Genomic DNA, 24,354 nt, shown 5'->3' on the forward strand with positions numbered 1-24,354 from the left:
CTCCGAATCCGACCCGCCCGGCAGTCCAGCTCACCCCCGGCGCCCTCGCACTCGCCATAGGTGGCGGCACGGCTGCGGTGCTCGTCGTCGGCGCGGTCCTGGTCTCGATGCTCCTCGCCGTCGCCATCACCGGCGCATCCATCGCCCTTTGCGCCCTGGTTGTCCGCTCGCTCATGCGCACCGACACCCGACGCTGACCGGCCCCCGGGCGGCCTCAACCGCCAAGTCTCAACCGCCCGGGAACCGCGCCCCTTACCGAACCAACCGATCCGAAAGGGAAACCCCATCATGACCCAGCACACCCGCCCCACCGGTCGAATCTGCCCGGCCTGCGACGGCTTCGCCACCGCCGCCATCACCCTCGGCGGCCGCAACCGACACGGCCACCTGCACACCATCACCGCCCACTGCCCCACCTGCCACGGCACCGGCACTACCCGCCCGGCGGCCACCCCGGTCACCCCTGTCCGGGAGCGTGCCCGTGTCTAATCCCCTCCTCGACCCCCTCACCCTCCGCGACCTACTACGGGTGGCCGGAGCAGACGACTACGACCGCTGGCACGAACAGATCCAACACACCGGCGGCTGCGCCGACCCCATCCACCTCACCGGCTGGACTGTCACCAAGGACAAGGTCACTGGGGAGACTCTGCACCGGTACTCGACCGAGGATGAGCCGGGCGGGCGTCTCCGCCTTGCCTGCGGGAACCGGCGTGCCTCGCGCTGCCCTTCCTGCGCGTTCACCTACGCCGGAGACACCTACCACCTCATCCGCGCCGGACTCGCCGGAGACACCGCCCGGGACATCCCCGCCACCGTCCGCGAACATCCCCGCGTCTTCGTCACGTTGACCGCCCCGTCGTTCGGGCCGGTCCACAACCGCCCGGACGCTGGCGCCTGCCGCTGCGGCACCCACCATCCCGAAGATGACTCCGCACTCGGGACGGCCCTCGATCCCGCGACGTACGACTACGCGGGCGCGGTGCTCTTCAACAATCACGCGGGCGACTTGTGGCACCGGTTCGCCAACCGGCTTCGTCGTGAACTCGCGTCGCGTGCTGGCATCACGCAAGGGGAGCTGAAGGAAACCGCCAGGTTGTCGTACGGCAAGGTCGCCGAGTTCCAAAAGCGCGGAGCCATCCACTTCCATGCCGTGATCCGCATCGACGGACCCGACGGCCCTGAGGCCCCGCCCCCGGCCTGGGCTACCACCGGCACGCTCACCGACTCGATCCGTGCTGCAGTCGCCCACTCGTACACGACCGTCACGGTCCCGGCCGCCGACGGTGAGCCGTGCCGGCCGTTTCGCTGGGGCCAACAACTCGACATCCGCCCCATCCAAGCGTTCGGGGACGGCTCCGACATCACCGAACAGGCAGTCGCCTCCTACGTCGCCAAGTACGCCACCAAAGCAGCGGAGAACACCGGCACCCTCGACCGCCGCATCGGCGAACTCTCCGAACTCGACCGCCACCACGTCCCCGACCACACCCGCCGCCTCATCGAAGCCTGCAAGCGACTCGACCCGCACTACCCGGAGCGCCGTCTCTGGGCCTGGGCTCACATGCTCGGCTTCCGCGGCCACTTCAGCTCAAAGTCCCGCCGCTACTCGACCACCCTCGGCAACCTCCGCCAGACCCGCGCCGACTACCGCGCAGCCCAAGAACGCGCCGCCCTCGACCTCGACGACCACGCACCCGACACCGTCTTGGTCCTCGCCGACTGGCAGTACGCCGGACACGGCCACACCCCGGGTGAATCGGCTCTCGCCGCCACCATCGCCCGCAACCTCCAGACCAACCGCGACACCGCCCGCGAGGCACTACGCGACCAACTGGCCCTGGAAGGAGTCGCAGCATGACCACCGCGACCGCTCAACTACTCACCGTGCCGGAGGTCATGGCGCGGCTCAAACTCGGACGTTCCAAGGTCTACGACCTCATCCGCTCACACCGCCTGGTCTCCATCAAGATCGACGGTGCTCGCCGCGTACCCGCTGACGCGGTGCGGGACTTCGTCCTCGGGCAGATCGAGGAGGCCGCCTGATGGCCAGTCAGCGCAAGCGCAGCCCGAACGGCGCGGGCACCATCACCAAGCGCAAGGACGGCCGTTACCAGTGCGCGGTCTACGTCCTCCAGCCGGACGGCACCCGCGCCCGGAAATTCGCCTACGGCAAGACCTGGACCGAGTGCGACACCAAGCGCCGGGAACTCCTCGCCAAGGTAGACCAGGGCATACCTGTCCCGACCCGTTCGGCAAAGCTGTCCGAATGGCTGCCGTACTGGCTGGACAACGTGGTCAAGATCCGGCGGAAGCTCAGCACGTACGACAAGTACGAAGCGCACGTCCGGCTGTATCTGCTGCCCTTGCTGGGCTCCAAGCGGATCGAGTCTCTCGGCGTCGCCGACGTACGTCGTTTCCTGGTCCGTCTGGAGAGGGAGACCACGGCCGCCACGGCCAAGGAGTCTCACCGCGTCCTGCGATCGGCCCTGTCGGCGGCCTGCCGCGAGGAACTGATCACGCGCAATGTTGCGAAGCTGGTCGAGCCTCCCCGTACGGACAATCGAGAGCTGACGCCGTGGAGCCTGGACGAGACGCTCGACTTCCTGGCGGCATCTCGCAAGGACCCGCTGTACGCGGCGTTCGTGCTCGCCATCGGCATGGGCTTGCGGCGTGGGGAGATCGTTGGTCTGCGCTGGACTGACCTCGACCTCGATAACCGCGTCCTCTACGTCCGCCAGCAGACTCAGCGTCGTCGTGGCGTCCTCTACGACGACGATCCCAAGAGCCGTCGTCGTCGCGTCGTCCCGCTGCCCGCGCTCTGCATCGCACCACTGCGTTGGCACCGGATGCGGCAGGCCGCTGCGCGCACGAAGGCGGGGGAGCAGTGGCGGGAATCCGGCTACGTCTTCACCACCCGAACCGGCCATCAGGTCGAGCCGAGGAACGTCTACCGCTCCTTCACCCGCGTCGCCGAATCGGCCGGCGTCCGTGTGATCCGTCTGCACGACGCCCGGCACGGCACCGCGACCCTCCTCACGGCTGCCGGAGTCGCGCCCCGGGTCGTGATGGAGATCCTGGGCCACTCCCAGATCAGCATCACGATGGACGTGTACACGCACGTCGTACAGGACACCCAGCGCGAGGCCATCAGCCACATGGACCGGCTGCTCAAGCGGCGACCGGTTGTGCGTGACCGCCCGCGTTGATGTCAGAAGTGGATGTCAAAGGCCCCGGACCAAGATCGGTCCGGGGCCTTTTGGCTGGTGCCCCCGGCAGGATTCGAACCTGCGACACCCGCTTTAGGAGAGCGGTGCTCTATCCCCTGAGCTACGAAGGCGGGGTCTGTCGGGACGTGTGCATGGGGTCCGGTCGTGTACGGCGTACCCCGTGCCGCGCGAATCCCGGCAGCGTTGCGGCGGCGTGACCGAGGTCGTGCCGCGCCGCCAGTGTAGCGGGTGGGTGCGGGGGTCCGGGCGAGTGGCTGGGGGCGCGACGGGTGTGGCCGGCGTGGAGTCGCGGGTCTGTGTCCATCGGGGGTTTTACGCGATTGTTCGACCCGGGCAGGCGAACGGCGGTCGCGTCGCGCACGCCGCGAACCTGCGTGATGAGGCTGCGGCGCCGAATCGGGAGGACGGTGGTGGAAGGCGACCGGCGGGCGCCGAGCCACACGCATCCGCGTGGCTGTCAGACCGAGTTCGCCACGGAAATGCTGGACCTGCTGCGTTTTCGTCGCCCGGTCGACCACGTCGACCGCAAGGGGCAGGATCCGGCCGGTGAGTTCCGGTGCCCGCGACGCGCCGCGCCCTGTGGCGCGGCAATCTGCTCGCCGATGTGCCGTGCGAGGCGCTGCCCGGCGTCCCGTCCACCACGACCTGCTCGACGACGTGCGCTACTGCCGACAGGCGTACGCCGACGCGGGGTTCGACGTGCTTGCCATCGATCAGACCAGCCCGGAACAGCGGTCGGTCGGGTTGCACACGGTGCGGGTCGTGGTGCCGGGCCTCGTCCCGATCGACTTCGGCTGGCACAAGCAGCGCGCCCTGAGCCTGCCCCGGACCCGCAGTGCCTTCCGTCGCGCCGGATGGCGCACCACCGATCTCGGGCCCGAGGAGTTGAACAGGGTTCCTCATCCGTTCCCCTGATCACGGCCGCATGTGGGGCAAGGCGCCACGGGCCCTCACTCTGCGTACCTTCCAAAATCTCCAGGGTCACATTCCCTCGTCCCTGCCACCCCCCTGCCACCCCCCTTCCGTGTCCTGGGTCACATTTCTGGGTGCCGTGTACAACCTTCTGTCGCGAGAACCGGTCTGGACCACTGGGACGTGAATTCTCCTCCTGTTCTGGAACGTGTTCAGGGAGATTCACGCTCTGGCAGGTCGAACGACCGAGGAGCGGCCTTCGTGGGCCCTTCCGGCCGGACGGCCTGTGTGTACCGACCGGCATTGCGTACAGGAAGCCCAGGAAGACCAGATATGACGATCGCGCAGAACGAGACCAAGCCCCGGATAAGCCTGGTAGTCCCCGTCTACCGGGTACAGGGCTATCTGCGTGAGTGCCTGGACTCGATTCTCGGCCAGTCCTACGGCGACTTCGAGATCATCGCCGTGGACGACCACTCACCGGACGGCTGCGGCCGCATCCTCGACGAGTACGCGGCCCTGGACGCCCGCGTGCGCCCCGTCCACCTGGAGACGAACCAGGGCATCGGCAAGGCCCGTGACCTGGGTGCACGGCGGGCGAGCGGCGACTACATCTTCTTCCTGGACAGCGACGACACCCTCGCCGAGGGCGCGTTGCAGGCGATCGCCACCCGCCTCGAGGCGACCGGTGACCCCGACATCATGCTGCTCAACCACGTCCGTACGTACTGGACGAACCGCGTGCAGGCCAGTGCTGCGGGTGAACTCCTCACCGCAGCGGGTTCCGACGTGTTCACCGCGCTCGAACGCCCGGAATACCTGGGCCTTTTCGCGGTCGTGTGGAACCGCGTGTACCGCCGCGACTTCTACGTCGGGAACGACTTCACCTTCACCGACGGAATCTACGAAGACGCGCTGATGGTCTACCGGACCATGCTCACCGCCGACTCGGTCTCCTGCCTCGAGCACGTCTGCGTGGAATACCGGCAGCGCCGCCGCGGAAATTCCATGGGAACTCCCGGACGCAAGCACTTCGGCATCTTCGAGCAGTACGAGCGGCTGTTCGCGTTCCTCGACGAGCACCCGAAGTACGAGCCGGTGCGGGCGCTGATGTTCGAGCGCATGGTCAGTCACTTCCTGTTCACGGTCGTGCGCGAGGATCGCATAGTGCCCGGTGACCGCGCGGCGTTCTTCCGGCAGGCGTCGGTGCAGTACCGGCGCTACAAGCCGGCCGCCTTCACCCGGCCGGAGGGCGGCACGGGACTGCTCTTCGAGCTGGTGGAGCGCGGCTCGTACCCGGCGTTCGCGGCGGTCGGCTTCGCCCGCGTCACCCGCACCAAGCTGCGCAAGCGCGCCGCCAAGGTGAAGACGGCGGTCGGCAGGAGGGCGTACGACCGGCTCTACCGGATGCACCTGCGCCGCCCGATCGACGAGAACCTCGCGGTCTACAGCGCCTACTGGAACCGCGGAGTGAGCTGCAACCCCGGCGCGATCTTCGCCAAGGCGAAGGAACTCGCCCCGCACATCCACGGCGTGTGGGTGGTCCGCCCCGGCGAGGAGGAGAACGTACCGCCGGGCGTCGACCACGTGGTGGCCCGCTCGCCGCGCTACTGGGAGGTGATGGCCCGGGCCAAGTACCTGGTCAACAACGTCAACTTCCCCAACGAGATCGTCAAGCGCCCAGGCCAGATCCACCTGCAGACCCACCACGGCACCCCGCTCAAGCAGATGGGAATCGACCAGCAGCGCTTCCCGGCCGCCGCCAAGAACATGAGCTTCCACCAGATGCTGGAGCGGGTGGACCGCTGGGACTACAGCCTCTCCTCCAACCAGCACTCCACGGAGATCTGGGAGCGCGTCTACCCCTGCGCCTTCGAGTCGGTCGACTCCGGATACCCGCGCAACGACGTGTACTTCAGCTCCACCGCGGACGACGTCACCCGCATCCGCACCGAACTCGGCATCGCGCCCGGCCAGACCGCGATCCTGTACTGCCCCACGGTGCGCGACTACCAGAAGGGCTTCGTACCGCGCCTCGACCTGGAGCGGATGTGCCGTGCGCTCGGCCCGGACCACGTGATCCTGGTCCGCGCGCACTACTTCTACGGCACCGACCCGCAGTTGCAGTCGCTGCAGGAGCGCGGCCTGATCCGGGACGTGTCCAAGTACCCGGTGGTCGAGGACCTGTGCCTGGCCGCCGACGCGCTGATCACGGACTACTCGTCGATCATGTTCGACTACGCCTGCCTCGACCGCCCGATCGTCTCCTACGTGGACGACTGGGAGGTCTACAGCAAGGCCCGCGGTGTGTACTTCGACCTGCTCTCGCAGCGGCCGGGCGAGACCCCGGGCGCCACCGCCACCAGCGAGGAGGAGCTCATCGAGGTCTTCACGTCCGGGGCGTGGAACGGCGAGCGGGCGGCCGAGTTGCGCGCCGCGTTCCGTGAACGCTTCGTCCAGTACGACGACGGCCGTGCCGCCGAGCGCGCGGTGCGCAAGGTGTTCCTCGGTCAGGGAGCCACCCCGGCGATCGTTCCCCTGGACCAGCGCACCCCGGCGCCCGCACCCGGAGCCGTGGCCGTCGCCCCGCGAGCCCTGGTGCACCAGCTGCCGGCCGGCCCGGGCGAGCCGGGCCTCGTGACGGCCTGAGGACACCAGTGAGGCCTCAGGCGTCAGGAGCCTGAGGCCTCACGGCTTTCCGGGCCCGGATTCCCCGGATCGGAGCCGAACGGCCCCCGGGTCAGGGCGAGGCCGCCGTGCGCAGCTGGCCGGTCGACCCCCGTACGACCAGTTCCGGCTGGAAGACGAACTCCGTGCGCTGGACGGGGTTCCCGCGGATCTCCTCCAGGAGCGCGTCCACCGCCGCCGCGGCCATCGCGGCCACCGGCTGGCGCACCGTGGTCAGCGGTGGATCGGTGAACGCCGCGAGCGGCGAGTCGTCGAAGCCGACCACCGACATGTCGCGCGGTACGTCGAGCCCACGGGAGCGCGCGGCGCGCACCACACCGAGCGCCATCAGGTCGCTGCCGCAGACGACCCCCGTGCAGCCCTGGTCGAGGAGCGCCGTGCCGGCCGCGTGCCCGCCCTCGACGCTGAACAGCGTCCGCTGCACGATCGGTTGCGCCAACTCGCCTTCCGGGCCGGTGAGTTCGCCGGATCCCAGCATCTCGCGTACGGACTCGGTGAAGCCCTCCGTCTTGCGCCGCGACGGCACGAAGCGGGTCGGCCCCACCGCGAGGCCGATCCGGCGGTGCCCGAGGTCCGCGAGGTGACGTACCGCCATCCGCGCCGCGGAGTGGTCGTCGGGCGACACGAAGTGCGCGTCGATGCGCTCGTTGAAGCCGTTGACCAGGACGTACGGGACGCCGCGCGCGGTCAGACCGGCATAGCGCGCCGGGTCGGCGGTGGTGTCGGCGTGCAGCCCGGACAGGAACACGATGCCGGTGACGCCGTGCTCCTCCAGTTGCTCGACCAGCTCGTCCTCGGTGGCGCCGCCGGGCACCTGGGTGCACAGCACCGGCGTGTAGCCGTACCGGACCAGTACCTGCTCGACGGCCTGGGCGAACGCCGGGAAGATCGGGTTGGTCAACTCCGGTATGACCAGGCCGATCAGCCCCGCGCTGCGCCGCCGCAGCCGCACCGGACGCTCGTAGCCGAGCAGGTCGAGCGCGGCCAGCACCCGGTGCCGGGTGGCGTGCGCGACGCCCGCCTTGCCGTTCAGGACCCGGCTGACCGTCGCCTCGCTGACCGAGGCCTGTGCGGCGATGTCCGCGAGCCGCGGGGCGCCGGAGTCGAGGTCGCGCGGGGCACCCTCGACCGTGGCGCCCGGCGGCGGGCGCAGGGTCACACCGTCCACCACACCGTGCTGTCCGGTGCGAGCACGGCCTCGTCGCCTTCGACGGTGACGGGCGAACTGGCCAGCAGCACACGGCCGTTGGCCGTCACCCGGAGCGGCTCGGCGGTGGCGTTCGCCGTGCAGGTGAACGCGCCCCGGCGGAAGGCGAGTACGCCCTCGGGAGCCGGCAGCCACTCGACGCGGTCGCCGGCGCCGAGGTCCGCCTGCTCGCGGCGGATACGCAGCGCCGTCCGGTACAGCTCGAGCGTGGAGCCGGGGACACCGGTCTGCGCCTCGACGCTCAGCTCGCCCCAGCCCTCCGGCTGCGGCAGCCAGCTGCCGCCGTCGCCGAAGCCGTGGCTGGAGCCGTCCTTCGTCCACGGGATCGGCACCCGGCAGCCGTCGCGGAAGCCGTCCTGCCCGGCCGCCCGGAAGAACGACGGGTCCTGACGCGCCTCGTCCGGCAGGTCGGTGACGTCGGGCAGGCCCAGTTCCTCACCCTGGTAGAGGTACGCGGAACCGGGCAGCGCCAGCATCAGCAGGGTCGCCGCACGGGCCCGGCGCAGGCCGAGTTCGCGATCGCCGGGCTCGCGGATCTGGGTGCCGGCCGGCGGGCTCGCGAAGCGGGTCGCGTGCCGGGTCACGTCGTGGTTGGAGAGCACCCAGGTGGCGGGGGCGCCGACCGGGCGCATCGCGTCCAGCGAGGTGTCGATCACCCGGTGCAGCTCGTCCGCGTCCCAATGGGTCGCCAGATACTGGAAGTTGAAGGCCTGGTGCAGTTCGTCGGGTCGTACGTACAGGGCCGCGCGTTCCACCGTCGGGGTCCAGGCCTCGGCGACCGCGATGCGCTCGCCCGGGTACTCGTCGAGGACCGTGCGCCAGCTGCGGTAGATCTCGTGCACGCCGTCCTGGTCGAAGAACGGCATCACCGCGTTGCCGAGCAGCTTCACCTGGTCGGGGCCCCCGATGTCGGGCAGGCCCGCGGCCTTGACGAGTCCGTGCGCGACGTCGACGCGGAATCCGTCGACGCCCTTGTCCAGCCAGTAACGCAGGATCGAGCGGAACTCGTCGGCCACGGCCGGGTGTTCCCAGTTGAAGTCCGGCTGCTCGGGCGCGAACAGGTGCAGATACCAGTCGCCGGGCGTGCCGTCCGGATTGCGGGTACGGGTCCAGGCGGCGCCGCCGAACACGGACTCCCAGTCGTTGGGCGGCAGTTCACCGTCCGGTCCGCTGCCGGGCCGGAAGTGGTAGCGCTCGCGCAGGGCCGATCCCGGGCCCTCATCGAGGGCGCGCTCGAACCAGTCGTGCCGGTCGGAGGAATGGTTCGGCACCACGTCGACGATGATGCGCAGGCCCAGGTCGTGGGCGTCACGGATCAGCGCGTCGGCCGACGGCATGCTGCCGAACACCGGGTCGATGACCCGGTAGTCGGCCACGTCGTACCCGGCGTCCGCCTGCGGCGACGCGTAGAACGGGCTCAGCCAGACGGCGTCCACCCCCAGGTCCCTGAGGTACGGCAGTCGGCTGCGCACTCCTTCGAGGTCGCCCATGCCGTCGCCGTTTCCGTCGGCGAAGCTGCGCGGGTAGACCTGGTAGATCACCGCGTCCCGCCACCAGTCGGCCGGTGAGTTCTGCTCAGTCATGTCATCCCTTCGTCGCCCCGGCCGCGAGGCCGGAGACGAGGTGGCGCTGCGCGAAGCCGAAGATCAGTGCCGCGGGCACCGCGACGATCACGGCGGAGGCTGTCAACGAGCCCCAGTCGCTGGTGTATTGGTTGACAAAGGTCTGCAGACCGCCGGCCAGGGTGAGGTTCTCCTCGCCGGTCATGAACGCGGACGCGTACGCCACCTCCGCCCAGCCGGTGATGAAGCTGTAGAAGCCGGTGACGGCGAGTCCGGGCTTGGCCAGCGGGATGATCAGACGCCAGAACACCCCGAACGGGTTGAGCCCGTCCACCCGTCCGGCCTCGTCGATCTCCACCGGCACCGTGTCGAAGTACCCCTTCATCATCCAGGCGCAGAACGGCACGGCGATGGTGAGGTACGTGACGACCAGGCCGACGGGCTGGTTGAGCAGGCCGAGCGTGGCGAGCAGGTTGTACAGCGGCACGATCAGGACGGCGACCGGGAACATCTGCGTGATCAGCAGCATCCACATCAGCGGCCGCATGCCGGGGAAGCGGAACCGGCTCACCGCGTAGCCGGTGGTGGCCGAGATGAAGACGCCGATGACGGTCGTCAGACCCACCACGAGCAGCGAGTTGGCCAGCCAGCTGGGGAACTCGGTCTCGGTCAGGACGTGGGAGTAGTTGCTGAAGGTGAAGTCCTTGACCAGGCCGGTGTCGAAGGCGTCGGTCTTTGGCTTGAACGAGGTGATCAGCAGCCACAGGGGCGGGAACACCGCCACCAGGGAGGCGATCAGGAGCGTCGCGTGCAGGCCGAAGGAGGCCAGCGGCGAGCGTTCACCGCGGGCGCGGGGCGGCTTGCCCGAGCCGGACGGCTGCGTACGGCGGGTCGCGGATGCGTCGGTGGTCATCGGGTCACCACACCTCTCCCTGCTTGCGCAGCGCGCGGCGGTAGACGACGGCGAAGACCGAGAGCAGCGCCAGGATGAGTACGCCCCAGGCCGCCGACGAGGCGAAGTCGCGCGGGCTGACGACGAAGGAGAGCCGGTAGGCGTACGTCACCAGGATCTCCGTGGAGTCTCCGGGGCCGCCCCGGGTGAGCAGGAAGATCACCGGGAACATGTTGAACGTCCAGATGGAGCTCAGCAGCACCACGGTGGAGCCGACCGCCCGCAGGCCCGGCAGCGTGATGTTGCGGAACCGCTGCCACGGGCCGGCCCCGTCCATCTCGGCGGCCTCGTACAGCTCGGACGGGATGGACTGCAGTCCGCCGAGCATCGCGACCAGCATGAACGGCACACCGAGCCAGATGTTGACCACGATGACCGAGATCTTCGCCCAGGTCGGGTCGTTCAGCCACGGGATCGCGTCGATTCCGCCGCCTGCCAGGAGCTGGTTCAGCAGGCCGTTCTTCTCGTTGAAGAGGAGGCGCCAGGTGAAGACGGAGACGAAGGCCGGCACCGCCCACGGCAGGATCAGCGCCATCCGGTAGAGCGAGCGGCCGGCCAGCTTGCGGTTGAGCATGTTGGCGAGCGCGAGACCGATCGCGAAGGAGAGCGCGACGCAGGACACGGTCCAGATCAGCGTCCAGGAGAGCCGGTCCCAGAAGACGCCGTCCTTGAGGATCGCCGTGTAGTTGTCGAGTCCGACGTTCTCGTACGTCGCCGGGATGTGGTTGACCCCGATGGTGCGCTCGACGTTCGCCTCGTCGGCATCGGTCGTCGACAGGTACATGCCGCGGACCAGGGGATATCCGATGATGACGCCGATCACGACCACCACGGGGGCGACCATGCACCAGGCGTACCAGTGGGTGGACAGCGATCTGCGCAGCCGCCCGGGGGACTTGCCGGGAGTGCGGCCCCGGCCGCGGGCGCCCGGTGCGCCCGCGGCCTTCGCCGCCGCTCGGCCTGTGTCGACAGCCATGAGGCGGTCGGCCCTCCTGTTCTGGGATGTGCCGGGGGGTGCTTGCCGCAGCACTCGCTGCGGACTACAACTCCGGTGCGGGGACGGCTACTTGTAGTCCTTCAGGAGCTTGCGGTAGGCGTCGCCGACGCCCTTCGCGGCCTTCTCGGGAGTGGCCTTGCCGGAGAGGACCTTCTCCATCTGCAGCCGGATCGGCTCGAAGAGGGCGTTCGCCTCGGGGATCCACGGGCGCTCGACGGCCTTCTCGACGGCGGGCCGGAAGAACTGGACCATCATGTTGTCCTTGACGGACGGCTCGTCGTACACGGCCTTGCGGGTGGGGAGCAGGCTCAGTTCCTCGGTGGTCTGCTGCTGCACCTTCGCGGAGCTCATGTACTTCACGAACTCGTAGGACGCGTCGAGGTTCTTGGAGCCGGCGTACACGGAGAGGTTCCAGCCGCCCTGCGGGGAGGCCTGGCGCTGGGAGCCGGCGGGCACCGCGGCGACGCCGAGGTTGTTCTTGTCGTTCTTGAACTCCTTGCCCGACAGGGCGCCTTCGATCGACCAGGGACCGTCGAGGGCCATCGCGACGTCGCCGTCCTTGAAGGCGTTCAGCTGGTTGTTGTAGCCGTCGGAGGCGTCGGTGATCGCGGCCTTGGAGTCGAGCATGTCCTTCATGACCTTGAAGGCGTCGACGCCGGGCTTGTCGTCCACCGTGACCTTCTTGGCCTTGGTGTCGAGCATGTCGCCGCCCTCGCCGTAGAGGTAGGGCAGGTAGTAGTACGGGTCGTCGCCGCGCAGGTAGAGGCCGGTCCTGCCGGTCTTGTCCTTGATGGTCTCGCCGGCCTTCTGCACATCGGCGAAGGTCTCGGGGACGTCGACCTTCGCGGCCTTCAGCATCTTCTTGTTGTAGAAGAGCGCGAGGGAATCGATGGTCTGCGGGACGGCGTAGGACTTGTCCTTGAACTTCGTGCTCGCAAGAGCTTGCGGCAGATGGTCGCCCGCGTCGTCCAGAGCCGGCGTGCCGTCGAGGGGCGCCAGGTAGCCGAGGTTGGCGAAGTCGGCGACCCAGGCGACCTCGGTGCGCATCACGTCCGGCGCACCGGAGTTGCCGCCCGCCGCGTTCTTGAACTTGGCGTTGGCCTCGCCGAAGGGGACGCTCACGACCTTGACGTCGACCTTCGGGTGCTTCTTCTCGAAGCCCTCGGCGAGCTTCTTGTACGTGCCCTTCTCGGCGTCGTTCGAGGTGTCCCAGAAGGTGACGGTGCCGGAGAGCTCGCCCGAGCCCCCCGAGCTGCCCTCGCCCGAATCGCCGTCCCCGCCGCACGCCGTCGCCGTCAGTGCGAGGGCCGAGACAAGCGCGGTGACCGCTATGCCACGCCGCATGGTGAACTCCTTCAGAGATGCCCGGAACGACTCGGGGGCGTACGACGCCTCCTACCGACCGCTGCGTCGCGGTGCCGGGTTCCGCAGGAACGTAACAAGGATGCAAGAAGTCGGAAAGACCTTGCGGGAACTTTCTGCAAGACTTGTTGGGGCGGTGCCTGCCCGGAAGTCCGGCAGAACGGACAAGCCGCGTCTCCGGCCGCCCGGCGGTCCCGTTCCGAGTGGTGGGCAATACGGTCCCCGGCCGGTAGGGTCCGGTCCTGTGACCGCGCGGCTCGCCGACATCGCAGCGCAGGCGGGGGTCAGCGAAGCCACAGTCAGCCGCGTGCTCAACGGCAAGCCCGGTGTGGCCGCGGCCACCCGCGAGTCAGTCCTGGCCGCGCTCGACGTGCTCGGCTACGAACGCCCGGTCAGGCTCCGCAGGCGCAGCGCCGGACTCGTCGGACTCATCACGCCGGAGCTGGACAACCCGATCTTCCCCGCCCTCGCCCAGGTCATCGGCCAGGCGCTGACCAGGCAGGGTTACACCCCGGTGCTCGCCACCCAGACCCCCGGCGGCTCCACCGAGGACGAGCTCACCGAGATGCTGGTGGACCGCGGTGTCTGCGGCATCATCTTCGTCTCCGGACTGCACGCGGACACCACCGCCGACACCCGCCGCTACGACCGGCTGCGCGGCCTCGGCGTACCGCACGTGATGATCAACGGCTTCTCGTCGAAGGTGAAGGCACCCTTCGTCTCGCCCGACGACCGGGCCGCGATGGAGCTGGCCGTCAAGCATCTGGCCGCCCTCGGCCACACCCGCATCGGCCTTGCCGTGGGCCCTGCAAGATTCGTGCCGGTCTTGCGCAAGGTGGAGGGCTTCCGGCAGAGCCTCCAGAGCATCCTCGGCATCGGCCCGAAGGACTCCGAACAGTTCGTCCAGCACTCGCTGTTCACGCTCGAGGGCGGCCAGGCCGCGGCGGGCGTACTCCTCGACCGCGGCTGCACGGCGGTGGTGTGCGCGAGCGACATGATGGCGCTGGGCGCGGTGCGTGCCGTGCGCCGGCGCGGCCTCAACGTACCCGGTGACGTCTCCGTGGTGGGCTTCGACGACTCGCAGTTGATCGCCTTCACCGACCCGCCGCTGACCACCATCCGGCAGCCGGTGCAGTCGATGGGGCAGGCCGCGGTGCGCGCGCTGCTCGAGGAGGTCGACGGGGAACCGGCGCCGCACACCGAGTTCGTGTTCATGCCGGAGCTCGTGGTGCGCGGCTCGACCGCGGCGCTGCGGTCGAGCTGAGGCGAGCGACCGTACCGGCTCAGGGCCGGGTCACACGCACCCGGTAGGTGCCGTCCTGCGAGGCAGAGGCGACGGTGATCCGCACGCCGGTCTTCTTGTCCGTGTACGTCTCGCCGGGGGAGTACGGGGCGTCCGAGAGCTCGGCGTGGACGTTGGGCCGACGGGTGCAACCCCCGCTGTCCTTGGTCGAGTCGGAGACCTCGACGGGCCCCTGGCCGGTGTCGACGTCGGCGTCGACGCGGTAGACCAGGACGCCGGGCTTGCACACCGCCTCGTCGTTGCCGCCGGGTATGCGCACCTCGGCCGCGATGCCGGTGCGTTCGCTGAGCGGCACGAAGGCGATCTTGGTGCCGCCCTCGGTGGGCAGCGGCTCCAGGACGTGCTCGGTGGTGCCCGGGGTCGCGGCGCAGCTGATCTGCTGGTCGTCGAGCCAGCCCAGCTTCCACTTGTGCCAGCCGAGCAGGTCGTTGTTGGCGCCCCAGTCCTCGCTCATGATGTCCCAGTGGCCGACCGCGCCGCCGCCGTCGGCGGTGTAGAGGTCGGGCAGCCCGAAGACATGGCCGTTCTCGTGCGGCAGTACGCGGTAGCCGGTCTCGCGGTACGAGCCCGAGCCGTCGTCCTGGCGGCTGTATACGAACGAGGCGTTGGAGACCGGCACGCCGTCGGCGACCGGGGCCTCGTGGTTGCCGGCGAACGTCACCGACAGGACGGTGTCCAGCGCCGAGGGGCCGGCGTTCGGCGTCATCAGGATGTTGACCAGGTCGTACCGGCGGAAGTCCACCTTCGGGTCGGCGGCCTGCACGATGTCCTCGACGAGGCGCCGGTATCCCGGGTCGAAGGGGGCGCCGCGTTCTATCCCGTACTCGGCGAACGACAGCGGCATCCGCAGCCAGTCCTTGATCGGCGCCTCGGGCCGGTAGTCGAGCCGGCCGTACGAACTGGTGCGGAACCATTTCTGCGTCTGCGGGAAGAACTCGCCGAGCCGGTCCGTCGCGGAGCCCTCGCCCCGTGCGTCGGAGAAGTCGATCATCAGGTTGAGGGCGCGGACCTCGCCGGTGGACCGGGAGTAGCCGGGTGCCGTGGGCACGCCCTCGGACATCTGGACGCCCATCGTGCCGCTGATCATGCACGGGCCGAGGGCGGTGGCGCGGGCGGCGGCTATCGGGCCTGCCGCGGTGTGTGCGTCGGGGAGCAGCTGTCCTGCGCTGGCCGAAAGGCTCACCGAGAGGGTGAGGGCTATGGCCGCGGCGAACGCCGTGCGGCGTCGGGGCCTGGGTATCCAGCGGGGGGACAGCTGCATGCGGTGCCCTTCCGGTTCGCGGCAGCCGGAACGCACGCGGCTGCTCTCACAGGTCGATCGATCCCCCTTGTCGATCACCCTGTGCCTCGGCGTGTCGGAGCGCTCGCTGAGTGCGACCGATCGAGGGGCGGCCTCCGCCGGTGTGTGAGTCAGGTCACAGGAACCCCCGAAATAACTGGGGAAGGTCTCCCCGTTTGCATGGGTGTCCTCGTGAAACGGGGACGGATTCCCCGCATAGGTCGGTCCGTCGGATCGACCCGGTCGGCCGGTCGGTCAGCCGGCGGACCGTCGGCCGGTACACGGCCGGCCCGCACCAGTCGTCAGGAGAGCCTCAAGTGGTCACCGCAACCGAACGCACGCGCAAGGTCCCCCGCCCGCGGGCCGACGCCCTGCGCAACCGGGAGCGCATCGTGGCCGCCGCGCGTGAGGTGTTCGTCGAGCTCGGCCCCGAGGTCCCGCTCGACGAGATCGCCCGCCGCGCGGAGGTCGGCAACGCCACGCTCTACCGGCACTTCGCGGACCGCGGGGAACTCATCAGGGAAGTCGTCTGCACGGTGATGGATCGCGCGTCGGTCCAGGCCGAACGGGCGCTCGCCGCGGAGTCCGACGCTTTCGAGGCGCTCGGCACCTTCGTGCACGCGGCGGCCGACGAGCGGATCGGCGCGCTGTGCCCGATGCTCGCCGGCGACTTCGAGCAGCACCACCGCGACCACCCGGACCTCGACGAGGCCCGGATGCGTCTCGAGGGGATGGTCGAGGAACTGATGGAGCAGGCCCGCGCGGCCGGTCAGCTGCGGTCCGATGTCGCCGTCGGCGACCTCATGGTCGCGCTCTCCCAGCTCACGCGGCCACTGCCCGGCCTCGGGTGTCCGGGCATCGACCGATTCGTCCATCGCCATCTGCAGCTCTTCCTCGACGGGCTGCGGGCGCCCGCGCCCTCCGCGCTGCCCGGCGCCCCGGCCACTCTGGAGGACCTCAGGCGCGACGCCTGACCTGACCGAGACCCTCACGCGCCCGCCCCAGTGGCGGACCCAAGCCAACGGCCACCGCGGTCAGTGACGCCCGCGTGCTCGGGATCACGGGGGAACCCGCATCCCTTGTCAAGCCGATTTCTCACGATTTTTCATGCGACGACGTACCGAGGTGGGTACCCCCATGTCAGAAACATCCCCGAACCCGTCCCAGGCCCTGTCCAGGCCTCCGGCGGCCGAGCCCGATCCCAGGCGCTGGAAGGCGCTCGTCTTCATCGCTCTCGCCCAGCTGATGGTCGTCCTCGACGCGACCATCGTGAACATCGCGCTGCCCTCCGCCCAGCAGGACCTGGGCATCTCCGACGGCAACCGCCAGTGGGTCATCACCGCCTACGCGCTCGCCTTCGGTGGACTGCTTCTCTTCGGTGGCCGGATCGCCGACCTGTGGGGCCGTAAGCGCACCTTCGTCACCGGCCTGGTCGGCTTCGCCGCGGCCTCCGCGCTCGGCGGTGCCGCCACCGGCGAGGCGATGATGCTCGGCGCCCGCGCCCTGCAGGGTGTGTTCGGCGCGCTGCTCGCCCCGGCCGCGCTCTCGCTGCTCGCGGTCATGTTCACCGAGGCCAAGGAGCGGGCCAAGGCCTTCGGTATCTACGGTGCGATCGCCGGTGGCGGTGGCGCCGTGGGCCTGATCCTCGGCGGCTTCCTCACCGAGTACCTGGACTGGCGCTGGACGTTCTTCGTCAACGTGCCGTTCGCGGTCATCGCCGCCGCCGGTGCCTACTTCGTCATCCGTGAGCCGGCCGGCTCGCGCAACCGCTCGACGCTCGACATACCCGGCGTCATCCTCTCCACCCTCGGCCTGGTCGCCCTGGTCTACGGATTCACCCGTGCCGAGTCCGAAGGCTGGTCGGACAGCGTCACCATCGGCATGTTCGTCGCCTCGGCCGTACTGCTGCTCTCCTTCATCGTCGTCGAGTCGCGGGTCAAGTCGCCGCTGCTCCCGCTGCGCGTACTGACCGACCGCAACCGTGGCGGCGTGTACCTGTCGCTGGGCCTCGCGGTCATCGGCATGTTCGGCGTCTTCCTCTTCCTGACCTACTACCTGCAGATCGTGAAGGGCTACTCGCCGGTCGAGACCGGCTTCGCCTTCCTGCCGATGGTCGCGGGCATGATCACGGGCTCGACGCAGATCGGCGCCCGTCTGATGACCCGCATCCCGCCGCGGCTCCTGATGGGCCCCGGATTCCTGGTCGGCGCGCTCGGCATGCTGCTGCTCACGCAGATGAAGGTCGACTCCTCGTACGCCACCCTGGTCCTGCCGGCGCTGCTGCTGCTCGGCCTCGGTCTCGGTACGGCCTTCATGCCGGCCATGTCCCTTGCCACGCACGGTGTCGAGGCGCGGGACGCTGGCGTCGCCTCCGCGATGGTCAACACCTCGCAGCAGGTCGGCGGCGCCATCGGCACCGCCCTCCTGAACACCGTCGCGGCCTCCGCGACCACCGCCTACCTCACCGCGAACGCGGCCGACGCCACCACACCGGCGGCGCAGAAGCTCCTGCAGGCGCAGGCGATGGTGGACGGCTACAGCAGCGCGATCTGGTGGGCCGTCGGCATCCTCGCGGTTGCCTCCGCCATCGCCCTGACCTTCGTAAACGCCGGCCACCAGGGCGGCTCGGGCCAGGTCACGGGCTCGGTGGCGGACGGCGAGGGCGCCGTGGACGAGGTCAAGGTGCCCGTCGTGGCGCACTGATCCACGGCCCTGGTCGCGCGGCGCGGCCCGTCAGCGCAGCCAGGGCAGATCCGCACCGGCCTCGGCCGGCTGCAGTCCCTCGGCGACGATCTGCATGATCTCGCCGAGGGACTTCTGCTGTTCGGGGCTGAGCCGGTCGAAGATCGCCTGGCGCACCGCCGCCACATGGCCCGGCGCCGCGCCCTTGAGGACGTCCATGCCCTCGTCGGTGAGGATCGCGTTCTGCCCGCGCTTGTCGGAGGGGCAGTCCTCGCGGCGGACCCAGCCCGACTTCTCCAGGCGGGCGATCGCGTGCGAGAGCCGGGACCGGGTGATCTTGGCGTTCCTGGCCAGCTCCGTCATACGCATCGTGCGGCGGGGCGCCTGGGACAGGTGGACAAGGAGTCCGTAGTACACGTGCGGCATCTTGGCGTCGCGCTGCAACTGCCGGTCGAGATGGTCCTCGAGGAGCGTGCTGGCGTGCAGATAGGCCAGCCAGGTGCGCCGTTCCTCGTCGTTGAGCCAGCGCGGGTCCTCGTTGTGCTTGGTCATGTCTCCCACTGTACGAAGAGCTTCTTGAAACTTGAACGAAACGGCAGGACCGAGTATGCTCAGACGGAACTTGAAGATTCAAGCAAGTCACTGGATTCGCATACGTCCGAGTAAGAGTGCAGGCGGGAGTCGACATGAATGCCACCCAGGAGCGCGCAGCCGGTGAGCGGATGCCCGCCCTCTACCTCAGCCACGGCGCCCCACCGCTCGCCGACGACGCCCTGTGGCCCGGCCAGCTCGCCGCCTGGTCCGCCGATCTGCCGCGCCCCACCGCGATCCTGATGGTCTCCGCGCACTGGGAGGAGGCGCCGCTCGCCCTCGGTGCGACCGAGACCCTCCCGCTCGTATACGACTTCTGGGGCTTCCCCGAGCACTACTACGGGGTGACCTATGCGGCGCCCGGAGCGCCCCGACTGGCCGAGTCCGTACGGAAGTTGCTCAGCGACGCCGGGATGCCGGTGCAGGACGTGCCGGATCGCGGGCTCGACCACGGCGCGTATGTCCCGCTCGTCGAGATGTACCCCGACGCCGACGTCCCCGTACTTCAGATCTCGCTGCCCACGCTCGACCCGCAGCGCCTCATGGACGTCGGACGCAGGCTCGCACCGCTGCGCGACGAGGGCGTCCTGATTGTCGGCAGCGGCTTCTTCACCCACAATCTGGCCGCGCTGCGCCAGGGTGGAATCCCGTCCTGGTCGGTCGAGTTCGACGTGTGGGGCGGTGAGGCGCTCGCGGCCGGAGACGTCGACGGGCTGCTCGACTTCGCCCACCGGTCCCCGGCCGGTCTGCTCGCCCATCCGCGAACCGAACACTTCGCCCCCCTCTTCGTCACCCTGGGCGCGGCGGACGCCACCGGTGAACTCGACACGCACCGCCCGGTCATCGACGGCTTCTGGATGGGCCTCGCCAAGCGCTCGGTGCAGTTCGGCTGAGGTCCTGCCCTCTCTCGGCGCTCCGGTCCGTGGCCGCCGCCCCCGTATGTACGGGCGGTCGGCCTGCGACTCGAGCGACACCAGGACCGTACGGAGCCCGCACGGGTGGACGAAAGAATTCCGTGATCGGTTCACGCGGGGGAGTGAGGTAGGAGCGATTCCGCGCGTGGACGCCCGCTTCGGGGTGGTTGCGTGAGCCTCGTTCGGGAACCCGCCCGGCGGTGGCAACCACAAGGTGCCTGTACTCGTCCTTCTGCAGGGACGAGACGGTGTCGGCCGACGGCCGGTGGCGCGGTCGTCCCCGACCGGGGAACGGCAGCGCGGCGTCCAGCGTTATGGGGGCGTGGGGTGTTCGTGAGACAGAGCGGGCACTGCGACCCGGTCCGCGCGTCGGGTGTGATGGCCGTCTCGTTCACGACGGAGTGAGAGATGTCCAAAATGGCCCCGTGGTCCCCGCTGTACCCGTCCTGACCTGCAGCGTTATGGGCCAGGATGTCCGACTCACGGAGTGCGGCGGCACAGGGTACTGCAAGATTCCGAGAATTGATGGGTGCCATGGGAATTCTGTCCGGATTCCAGTCGTTGTTTCCATCGGATGCGGATTACCCGAGCAGGGTGAGCCAATCCGGACAGTTCAGTCACAGCCGGCCCCGCCCGCTCTCCGTTCCGTGAGCGGAGAGACCTCGATACGCAAGGGAGCACGCATGGCAACCCGTGCCGTCGCCCGTCGCAAGTCCGCCACAGAGGGCACCTCGTCCCTCGGCGGCGGGGGTAGGAACGACGCGACAAGCAGGGTTCGCGCCTCGACCGGTGAGATCGCCGACCGCGACCTGGTCGGGATGTATCTCGACGAGATCGCGCGTACCCCGCTGCTCGACGCCGCCAGGGAGGTCGAGCTGTCGCAGATCATCGAGGCCGGTGTGTACGCCCGGCAGATACTCGACGAGACGCTGGAAGAGCCGAGCAAGTCCGCCGAGGGCGCCACTCCCGAGGAGCTCGAGGCGCTCATCGCCGACTCCGAGCGGGCCAAGGACATCTTCATCCGGTCCAACCTCCGCCTGGTCGTCGCGGTGGCCCGCCGGTACCCGCGCAGCGGCCTCCCCCTGCTCGATCTGATCCAGGAGGGGAACGCCGGCCTGGTCCGCGCGGTCGAGAAGTTCGACTACCGCAAGGGCTTCAAGTTCTCGACATACGCGACCTGGTGGATCCGGCAGGCCATCACCCGCTCGATCGCCGATCAGTCGCGCACCATCCGCCTCCCCGTCCACCTCGTCGAGGAGCTGGGCCGGATCCGCCGCGTCCAGCGCGAGTTCAACCGCGAGCACGGCCGCGACCCCGAGCACACGGAGATCGCCGCAGAGCTCGGCGCCAAGCCGGAGCGCGTGGCGGACGTCCTCGACTGGGCCCGCGACCCGGTGTCGTTGAACATGTCGGTGGACGACGAGGGCGAGACCCAGTTCGGTGACCTCCTCGAGGACACCTCGGCCGTTTCGCCCGAGCAGTCCGTGCTCACGCTGCTGCGCAGCGAGGAGCTCGACGACCTCATCGGGCGCCTCGACCACCGCACCGCGTCGATCATCAAGATGCGGTACGGCATAGAGGACGGCCGCGAGCGGACCCTCACCGAGGTCGGCAAGGAGCACGGCCTGACCCGGGAGCGGATCCGGCAGATCGAGAAGCATGCGCTGCTCGAGCTGAAGCGTCTGGCCCGTGACACGGGGTTCGACGCCGCGGCGTAGTCCGGCGATCGCCCCGCCATAGAGCCGAGTCCCGGTGCCCACCCCCCCCGGCGCCGGGGCTCTCCCTTGTTCGGGAACGGCCGTTGACCGTGTGCCGGCCGCGGGCGGCTGCCGGACCCTCGACGTCGTACGGCGCTCCGGCGATCGCCTGTCCGCGTCAGTACGTCGCCAGGACGTGCTCCGGCGCGCCGATGACGCCGGAACGCCGGCCGCGTCGAGCGCGGGAGGTTTCCTGCTGGTGGACCGCGTGCGGCGGCCGCGACGGTGGATCGTCAGGACGGGCTCGAGGTGACGTCGGGCCGGGGTGGCACCGCCCGTTGCAGGCGGCCGCCCAACTCCTCGATGTGGGCGATGAGTTCGCTCGGCGCGTGCACCGTGAAGTCGACGCCGACCAGGGTGAGCCGAAGCGTCAGCCATTCGATCGCGTCGCCCGCCGACGCGCGCAGCCGGCAGGTGTCCGCGTCCACCGGTTCCGGCACCCCGATCGCCGCCGGGATCCGCGCCGCCACCACGTCCGCCGGCGCCGCGAACGTCACATCGATCTCGTACGACGCCTGCTGACGCTGCATCGAACGGCGCGTGTACTCCGCAGCGTCACCGCCCGGCACCTCCCGCGGCGCGAACCGCGCGCCCGTCGCGAAGGGGTCCGCGACCCGGTCCACCCGGAAGGTCCGCCAGTCCTCGCGCTCCAGGTCGTACGCCACCAGGTACCAGCGGCGCCCCGTCGCGACCAGGCGGTACGGCTCGACCAGGCGCCGGGAATCGGTGCCGTCGCCGGCGCGGTAGCCGAACCGCAGCCGTTCGTGACCGCTGCACGCCGAGGCGAGGACCGTGAGGGTCTCCGGAGCGATCGTCGATCCGTCGCCGCCGGTGAGTGGAATCGTCGCCGCCTGGAGCGTCGAGACGCGGTGCCGCAGCCGTGACGGCAGCACCTGCTCGAGCTTCGCGAGCGCCCGTACGGACGCCTCCTCGACGCCCTCCACCGCATGACCGGCGCCCGCGCGCAGACCGACGGCGATCGCCACCGCCTCCTCGTCGTCGAGCACCAGGGGCGGCATCGCCTTGCCCGCGACCAGGCGGTAGCCGCCCTCGACGCCCATCGTGGCCTGGACCGGATAGCCGAGTTCGCGCAGTCGGTCCACGTCGCGGCGGACCGTGCGCCGGGAGACACCGAGCCGTCCGGCGAGCTCGCCGCCGGGCCATTCGCGCGGAGTCTGCAGCAGGGAGAGGAGCTGAAGGAGCCGTGCCGGGGTGTCGATCGTCATGCCCCCAGAGTGGCGCAGAAGGAGGACACACCCTGGCCTATATGGCTTCTAGCTTTCGGACATGACCTCTCGTACCGCTCACGCACCTGCTGCCGGGAACGCGTCGCCGCCCTCGGACCGGCGCCGCTGGTTCGCCCTCGCCATCGTGATGACCGCGGCCTTCATGGACCTCGTCGACGTCACGATCGTCAACATCGCGATCCCGTCGATCCAACGGGACACCGGCGCCTCGTTCGGCCAGATCCAGTGGATCACCGCGGGATACGCGCTGGCGTTCGCCGCCGGTCTGATCACCGGCGGTCGGCTCGGCGACATCCACGGCCGTAAACGGGTCTTCCTGATCGGCGTCGCGGGCTTCACCGCCGCCTCCGCGCTCTGCGGCTTCGCCGGCAACCCGGAGATGCTCGTCGCCTCCCGGATCCTGCAGGGCGCCACCGCGGCGCTGATGGTCCCGCAGGTCCTGTCGATCGTGCACGCCACCTTCCCGGCGCACGAACGGGGCAAGGTATTCGGCCTGTTCGGCGCCATCGTCGGACTCGGCGCGGTCTCCGGACCACTGCTCGGCGCACTGCTCACCGAGGGAGACCTCTTCGGCCTCGGCTGGCGTCCGATCTTCCTGATCAACCTGCCCGTCGGTATCGCGGCCCTGATCCTCGGCCGCAAGTACATCCTGGAATCCCGCGCCCCGAAGGCCCTGCGCCTGGACCTCGTCGGAGTGGCGCTCGTCACCGTCGCCCTGCTGATGCTCTTCTATCCGCTGACGCGCGGCCGTGAGCTGGACTGGCCGCTGTGGGGGTACGCGCTGATGGCCGGCGCCCTGGCCGTCCTCGCCGTACTCGTGGCGTACGAGAAGCGGAAGGCGGTGCGGGACGGGTCGCCGCTCATCGAGCTGTCGCTCTTCCGGGTCAGGAGCTTCCGCGCCGGTATCGCCGTGCAACTGACCTTCGGTGTCGCGCTCGGCATCTTCTTCCTGGTGTGGACGCTCTACCTGCAGTACGGGCTGGGCTGGAGCGCGCTGCACGCGGGGCTCACCGGGGTTCCGTTCTCCGTCGCGGTCTCGGCGGCGGCCGGGATCTCCGTGCAGAAGCTCGTCCCTCGCTTCGGCCGCAAGGTGCTGCAGGCCGGGGCACTGATCATGGCGTCCGGCGTGCTGCTCTACCTCTGGGAGGCCGGGCACTACGGCGCCGGGATCTCGTCCTGGCAGATGGTCGCGCCGCTGCTCGTGATGGGTGTCGGGATGGGCCTGATCGTGGCGCCGCTGACCGACGCGGTGCTCTCCGACGTACCGCGCGAGCACTCCGGATCGGCCTCCGGCCTGGTCAACACGACCATGCAGATGGGCAACGCCCTCGGGCTCGGCCTGGTGTCGGTGGTGTTCTTCGGGGTGATCGACGAGCCCCTGGCGCCTGCTGCCGTAGGACCGGCATTCGTGTCCGCCTTCGAGAACGCGCTCGGCTGGGTGGCCGGGGTGCTCGGGGTGATCTTCCTGGTGATGTTCGCGTTGCCGGGGCGGGCCGCGCAGCATGTGGAGGGTGGCGGCGAGGCGGCCGGCGGGGACGTCGCCGGTGGTGCTCGCGGAGTGGAGGGCGAGGGCGGCCATGAGGCGGGGGAGAAGGTGCAGGTACTGACGCGGCAAGGGTGACTTCGACCTCGCCCGGCGCTCGCGTGAAGAACAGGCACGCGAGCGCCGGG

At 69.7% G+C, this 24,354-nt stretch carries 19 protein-coding genes, 1 tRNA gene and 2 pseudogenes; 13 read left to right on the top strand and 9 right to left on the bottom strand.

The features are described from left to right. From DSC45_RS18870 to DSC45_RS18890, 5 genes and pseudogenes are all read left to right on the top strand, one after another. Positions 1–197, top strand: a pseudogene (locus DSC45_RS18870) (SpdD-like protein); the annotation flags it as partial. Between the two features lie 91 nt (positions 198–288). Then, positions 289–489: a hypothetical protein gene (locus DSC45_RS18875; RefSeq protein WP_119292482.1), complete on the top strand. Its 201-nt coding sequence runs from the start codon at positions 289–291 to the stop codon at positions 487–489. Beyond that, entirely contained in the window at positions 464–1,861 is a 1,398-nt protein-coding gene (gene repSA, locus DSC45_RS18880; protein ID WP_276145467.1) for a replication initiator protein RepSA, read from the top strand. The genes DSC45_RS18875 and repSA overlap by 26 nt, the downstream gene beginning before the upstream one ends. Next, positions 1,858–2,046: a helix-turn-helix domain-containing protein gene (locus DSC45_RS18885; RefSeq protein WP_119292486.1), complete on the top strand. Its 189-nt coding sequence runs from the start codon at positions 1,858–1,860 to the stop codon at positions 2,044–2,046. Before repSA ends, DSC45_RS18885 begins: the two co-directional genes overlap by 4 nt. Continuing rightward, positions 2,046–3,209, top strand: coding sequence for a tyrosine-type recombinase/integrase (locus DSC45_RS18890; RefSeq protein WP_119292487.1), 1,164 nt, complete (start codon positions 2,046–2,048; stop codon positions 3,207–3,209). Before DSC45_RS18885 ends, DSC45_RS18890 begins: the two co-directional genes overlap by 1 nt. Positions 3,210–3,264: 55 nt before the next feature. Here DSC45_RS18890 and DSC45_RS18895 read toward each other — a convergent pair. Beyond that, positions 3,265–3,340: transfer RNA gene (locus DSC45_RS18895), tRNA-Arg, on the bottom strand. Positions 3,341–3,848: 508 nt separating this feature from the next. On the opposite strand from DSC45_RS18895, the pseudogene DSC45_RS36430 reads away from it, so the two are divergent. Together DSC45_RS36430 and DSC45_RS18905 are read left to right on the top strand one after the other, a co-directional pair. After that, positions 3,849–4,145, top strand: a pseudogene (locus DSC45_RS36430) (YcaO-like family protein); the annotation flags it as partial. Between the two features lie 330 nt (positions 4,146–4,475). Next, positions 4,476–6,791, top strand: coding sequence for a bifunctional glycosyltransferase/CDP-glycerol:glycerophosphate glycerophosphotransferase (locus DSC45_RS18905; RefSeq protein WP_119292491.1), 2,316 nt, complete (start codon positions 4,476–4,478; stop codon positions 6,789–6,791). Between the two features lie 91 nt (positions 6,792–6,882). Here the strand turns inward: DSC45_RS18905 and DSC45_RS18910 are convergent, their stop codons facing one another. The 5 genes from DSC45_RS18910 to DSC45_RS18930 all read right to left on the bottom strand — a co-directional run bounded on the left by DSC45_RS18910 (position 6,883) and on the right by DSC45_RS18930 (position 12,892). Continuing rightward, positions 6,883–7,983, bottom strand: coding sequence for a LacI family DNA-binding transcriptional regulator (locus tag DSC45_RS18910; protein ID WP_240434740.1), 1,101 nt, complete (start codon positions 7,981–7,983; stop codon positions 6,883–6,885). 2 nt (positions 7,984–7,985) lie between these two features. Next, entirely contained in the window at positions 7,986–9,620 is a 1,635-nt protein-coding gene (locus DSC45_RS18915; RefSeq protein ID WP_119292493.1) for a glycoside hydrolase family 13 protein, read from the bottom strand. Between the two features lies 1 nt (position 9,621). After that, positions 9,622–10,512 carry a sugar ABC transporter permease gene (locus tag DSC45_RS18920; protein WP_119292495.1) on the bottom strand — a complete coding sequence of 297 codons (891 nt, stop codon included), beginning with the start codon at positions 10,510–10,512 and terminating at the stop codon, positions 9,622–9,624. Between the two features lie 4 nt (positions 10,513–10,516). Further along, a complete protein-coding gene (locus DSC45_RS18925) occupies positions 10,517–11,527 on the bottom strand; it encodes a carbohydrate ABC transporter permease (RefSeq protein ID WP_119292497.1) in 1,011 nt (336 codons plus the stop codon). 87 nt (positions 11,528–11,614) lie between these two features. Continuing rightward, positions 11,615–12,892 (bottom strand): extracellular solute-binding protein, encoded by a 1,278-nt coding sequence (locus DSC45_RS18930; protein WP_119292499.1) that lies wholly within the window; start codon positions 12,890–12,892, stop codon positions 11,615–11,617. Between the two features lie 262 nt (positions 12,893–13,154). On the opposite strand from DSC45_RS18930, the gene DSC45_RS18935 reads away from it, so the two are divergent. After that, a complete protein-coding gene (locus DSC45_RS18935) occupies positions 13,155–14,174 on the top strand; it encodes a LacI family DNA-binding transcriptional regulator (protein ID WP_119292501.1) in 1,020 nt (339 codons plus the stop codon). Between the two features lie 19 nt (positions 14,175–14,193). On the opposite strand, the gene DSC45_RS18940 is transcribed toward DSC45_RS18935, so the two are convergent. Beyond that, positions 14,194–15,474, bottom strand: a complete 1,281-nt coding sequence (locus DSC45_RS18940) for a M6 family metalloprotease domain-containing protein (protein ID WP_119292503.1) — start codon at positions 15,472–15,474, stop codon at positions 14,194–14,196. Between the two features lie 335 nt (positions 15,475–15,809). On the opposite strand from DSC45_RS18940, the gene DSC45_RS18945 reads away from it, so the two are divergent. Together DSC45_RS18945 and DSC45_RS18950 are read left to right on the top strand one after the other, a co-directional pair. After that, on the top strand, positions 15,810–16,466 hold the full coding sequence (locus DSC45_RS18945; protein WP_119292504.1) for a TetR/AcrR family transcriptional regulator: 657 nt from the start codon (positions 15,810–15,812) through the stop codon (positions 16,464–16,466). 163 nt (positions 16,467–16,629) lie between these two features. Then, on the top strand, positions 16,630–18,195 hold the full coding sequence (locus tag DSC45_RS18950) for an MFS transporter (RefSeq protein WP_119292506.1): 1,566 nt from the start codon (positions 16,630–16,632) through the stop codon (positions 18,193–18,195). Positions 18,196–18,225: 30 nt separating this feature from the next. On the opposite strand, the gene DSC45_RS18955 is transcribed toward DSC45_RS18950, so the two are convergent. Then, on the bottom strand, positions 18,226–18,726 hold the full coding sequence (locus DSC45_RS18955; RefSeq protein WP_119292508.1) for a MarR family winged helix-turn-helix transcriptional regulator: 501 nt from the start codon (positions 18,724–18,726) through the stop codon (positions 18,226–18,228). Between the two features lie 134 nt (positions 18,727–18,860). On the opposite strand from DSC45_RS18955, the gene DSC45_RS18960 reads away from it, so the two are divergent. Beyond that, positions 18,861–19,658, top strand: a complete 798-nt coding sequence (locus tag DSC45_RS18960; RefSeq protein WP_162929279.1) for a dioxygenase family protein — start codon at positions 18,861–18,863, stop codon at positions 19,656–19,658. A gap of 704 nt (positions 19,659–20,362) precedes the next feature. After that, the gene (locus DSC45_RS18965) at positions 20,363–21,397 is read left to right on the top strand and encodes a sigma-70 family RNA polymerase sigma factor (protein ID WP_119292510.1); all 1,035 of its coding nucleotides are present in this window, start codon (positions 20,363–20,365) and stop codon (positions 21,395–21,397) included. 272 nt (positions 21,398–21,669) lie between these two features. Here the strand turns inward: DSC45_RS18965 and DSC45_RS18970 are convergent, their stop codons facing one another. Further along, entirely contained in the window at positions 21,670–22,662 is a 993-nt protein-coding gene (locus DSC45_RS18970) for a helix-turn-helix transcriptional regulator (RefSeq protein WP_119292511.1), read from the bottom strand. A gap of 61 nt (positions 22,663–22,723) precedes the next feature. Between DSC45_RS18970 and DSC45_RS18975 the strand changes: the two genes are divergently transcribed. Continuing rightward, on the top strand, positions 22,724–24,304 hold the full coding sequence (locus DSC45_RS18975) for an MFS transporter (protein ID WP_119292513.1): 1,581 nt from the start codon (positions 22,724–22,726) through the stop codon (positions 24,302–24,304). Positions 24,305–24,354 lie beyond the last annotated feature (50 nt).

It is taken from the genome of Streptomyces sp. YIM 130001, from assembly GCF_003574445.1.
Taxonomy (GTDB): domain Bacteria; phylum Actinomycetota; class Actinomycetes; order Streptomycetales; family Streptomycetaceae; genus Streptomyces.

What these genes read in the sequence shown, in the direction of transcription:
- DSC45_RS18875 (WP_119292482.1), top strand. Translation starts at nt 289, where the DNA reads ATGACCCAGCACACCCGCCCCACCGGTCGAATCTGCCCGGCCTGCGAC.
- DSC45_RS18885 (WP_119292486.1), top strand. Translation starts at nt 1,858, where the DNA reads ATGACCACCGCGACCGCTCAACTACTCACCGTGCCGGAGGTCATGGCG.
- DSC45_RS18890 (WP_119292487.1), top strand. Translation starts at nt 2,046, where the DNA reads ATGGCCAGTCAGCGCAAGCGCAGCCCGAACGGCGCGGGCACCATCACC.
- DSC45_RS18905 (WP_119292491.1), top strand. Translation starts at nt 4,476, where the DNA reads ATGACGATCGCGCAGAACGAGACCAAGCCCCGGATAAGCCTGGTAGTC.
- DSC45_RS18915 (WP_119292493.1), bottom strand. Translation starts at nt 9,620, where the DNA reads ATGACTGAGCAGAACTCACCGGCCGACTGGTGGCGGGACGCGGTGATC.
- DSC45_RS18920 (WP_119292495.1), bottom strand. Translation starts at nt 10,512, where the DNA reads ATGACCACCGACGCATCCGCGACCCGCCGTACGCAGCCGTCCGGCTCG.
- DSC45_RS18925 (WP_119292497.1), bottom strand. Translation starts at nt 11,527, where the DNA reads ATGGCTGTCGACACAGGCCGAGCGGCGGCGAAGGCCGCGGGCGCACCG.
- DSC45_RS18930 (WP_119292499.1), bottom strand. Translation starts at nt 12,892, where the DNA reads ATGCGGCGTGGCATAGCGGTCACCGCGCTTGTCTCGGCCCTCGCACTG.
- DSC45_RS18940 (WP_119292503.1), bottom strand. Translation starts at nt 15,474, where the DNA reads ATGCAGCTGTCCCCCCGCTGGATACCCAGGCCCCGACGCCGCACGGCG.
- DSC45_RS18950 (WP_119292506.1), top strand. Translation starts at nt 16,630, where the DNA reads ATGTCAGAAACATCCCCGAACCCGTCCCAGGCCCTGTCCAGGCCTCCG.
- DSC45_RS18955 (WP_119292508.1), bottom strand. Translation starts at nt 18,726, where the DNA reads ATGACCAAGCACAACGAGGACCCGCGCTGGCTCAACGACGAGGAACGG.
- DSC45_RS18960 (WP_162929279.1), top strand. Translation starts at nt 18,861, where the DNA reads ATGAATGCCACCCAGGAGCGCGCAGCCGGTGAGCGGATGCCCGCCCTC.
- DSC45_RS18965 (WP_119292510.1), top strand. Translation starts at nt 20,363, where the DNA reads ATGGCAACCCGTGCCGTCGCCCGTCGCAAGTCCGCCACAGAGGGCACC.
- DSC45_RS18970 (WP_119292511.1), bottom strand. Translation starts at nt 22,662, where the DNA reads ATGACGATCGACACCCCGGCACGGCTCCTTCAGCTCCTCTCCCTGCTG.
- DSC45_RS18975 (WP_119292513.1), top strand. Translation starts at nt 22,724, where the DNA reads ATGACCTCTCGTACCGCTCACGCACCTGCTGCCGGGAACGCGTCGCCG.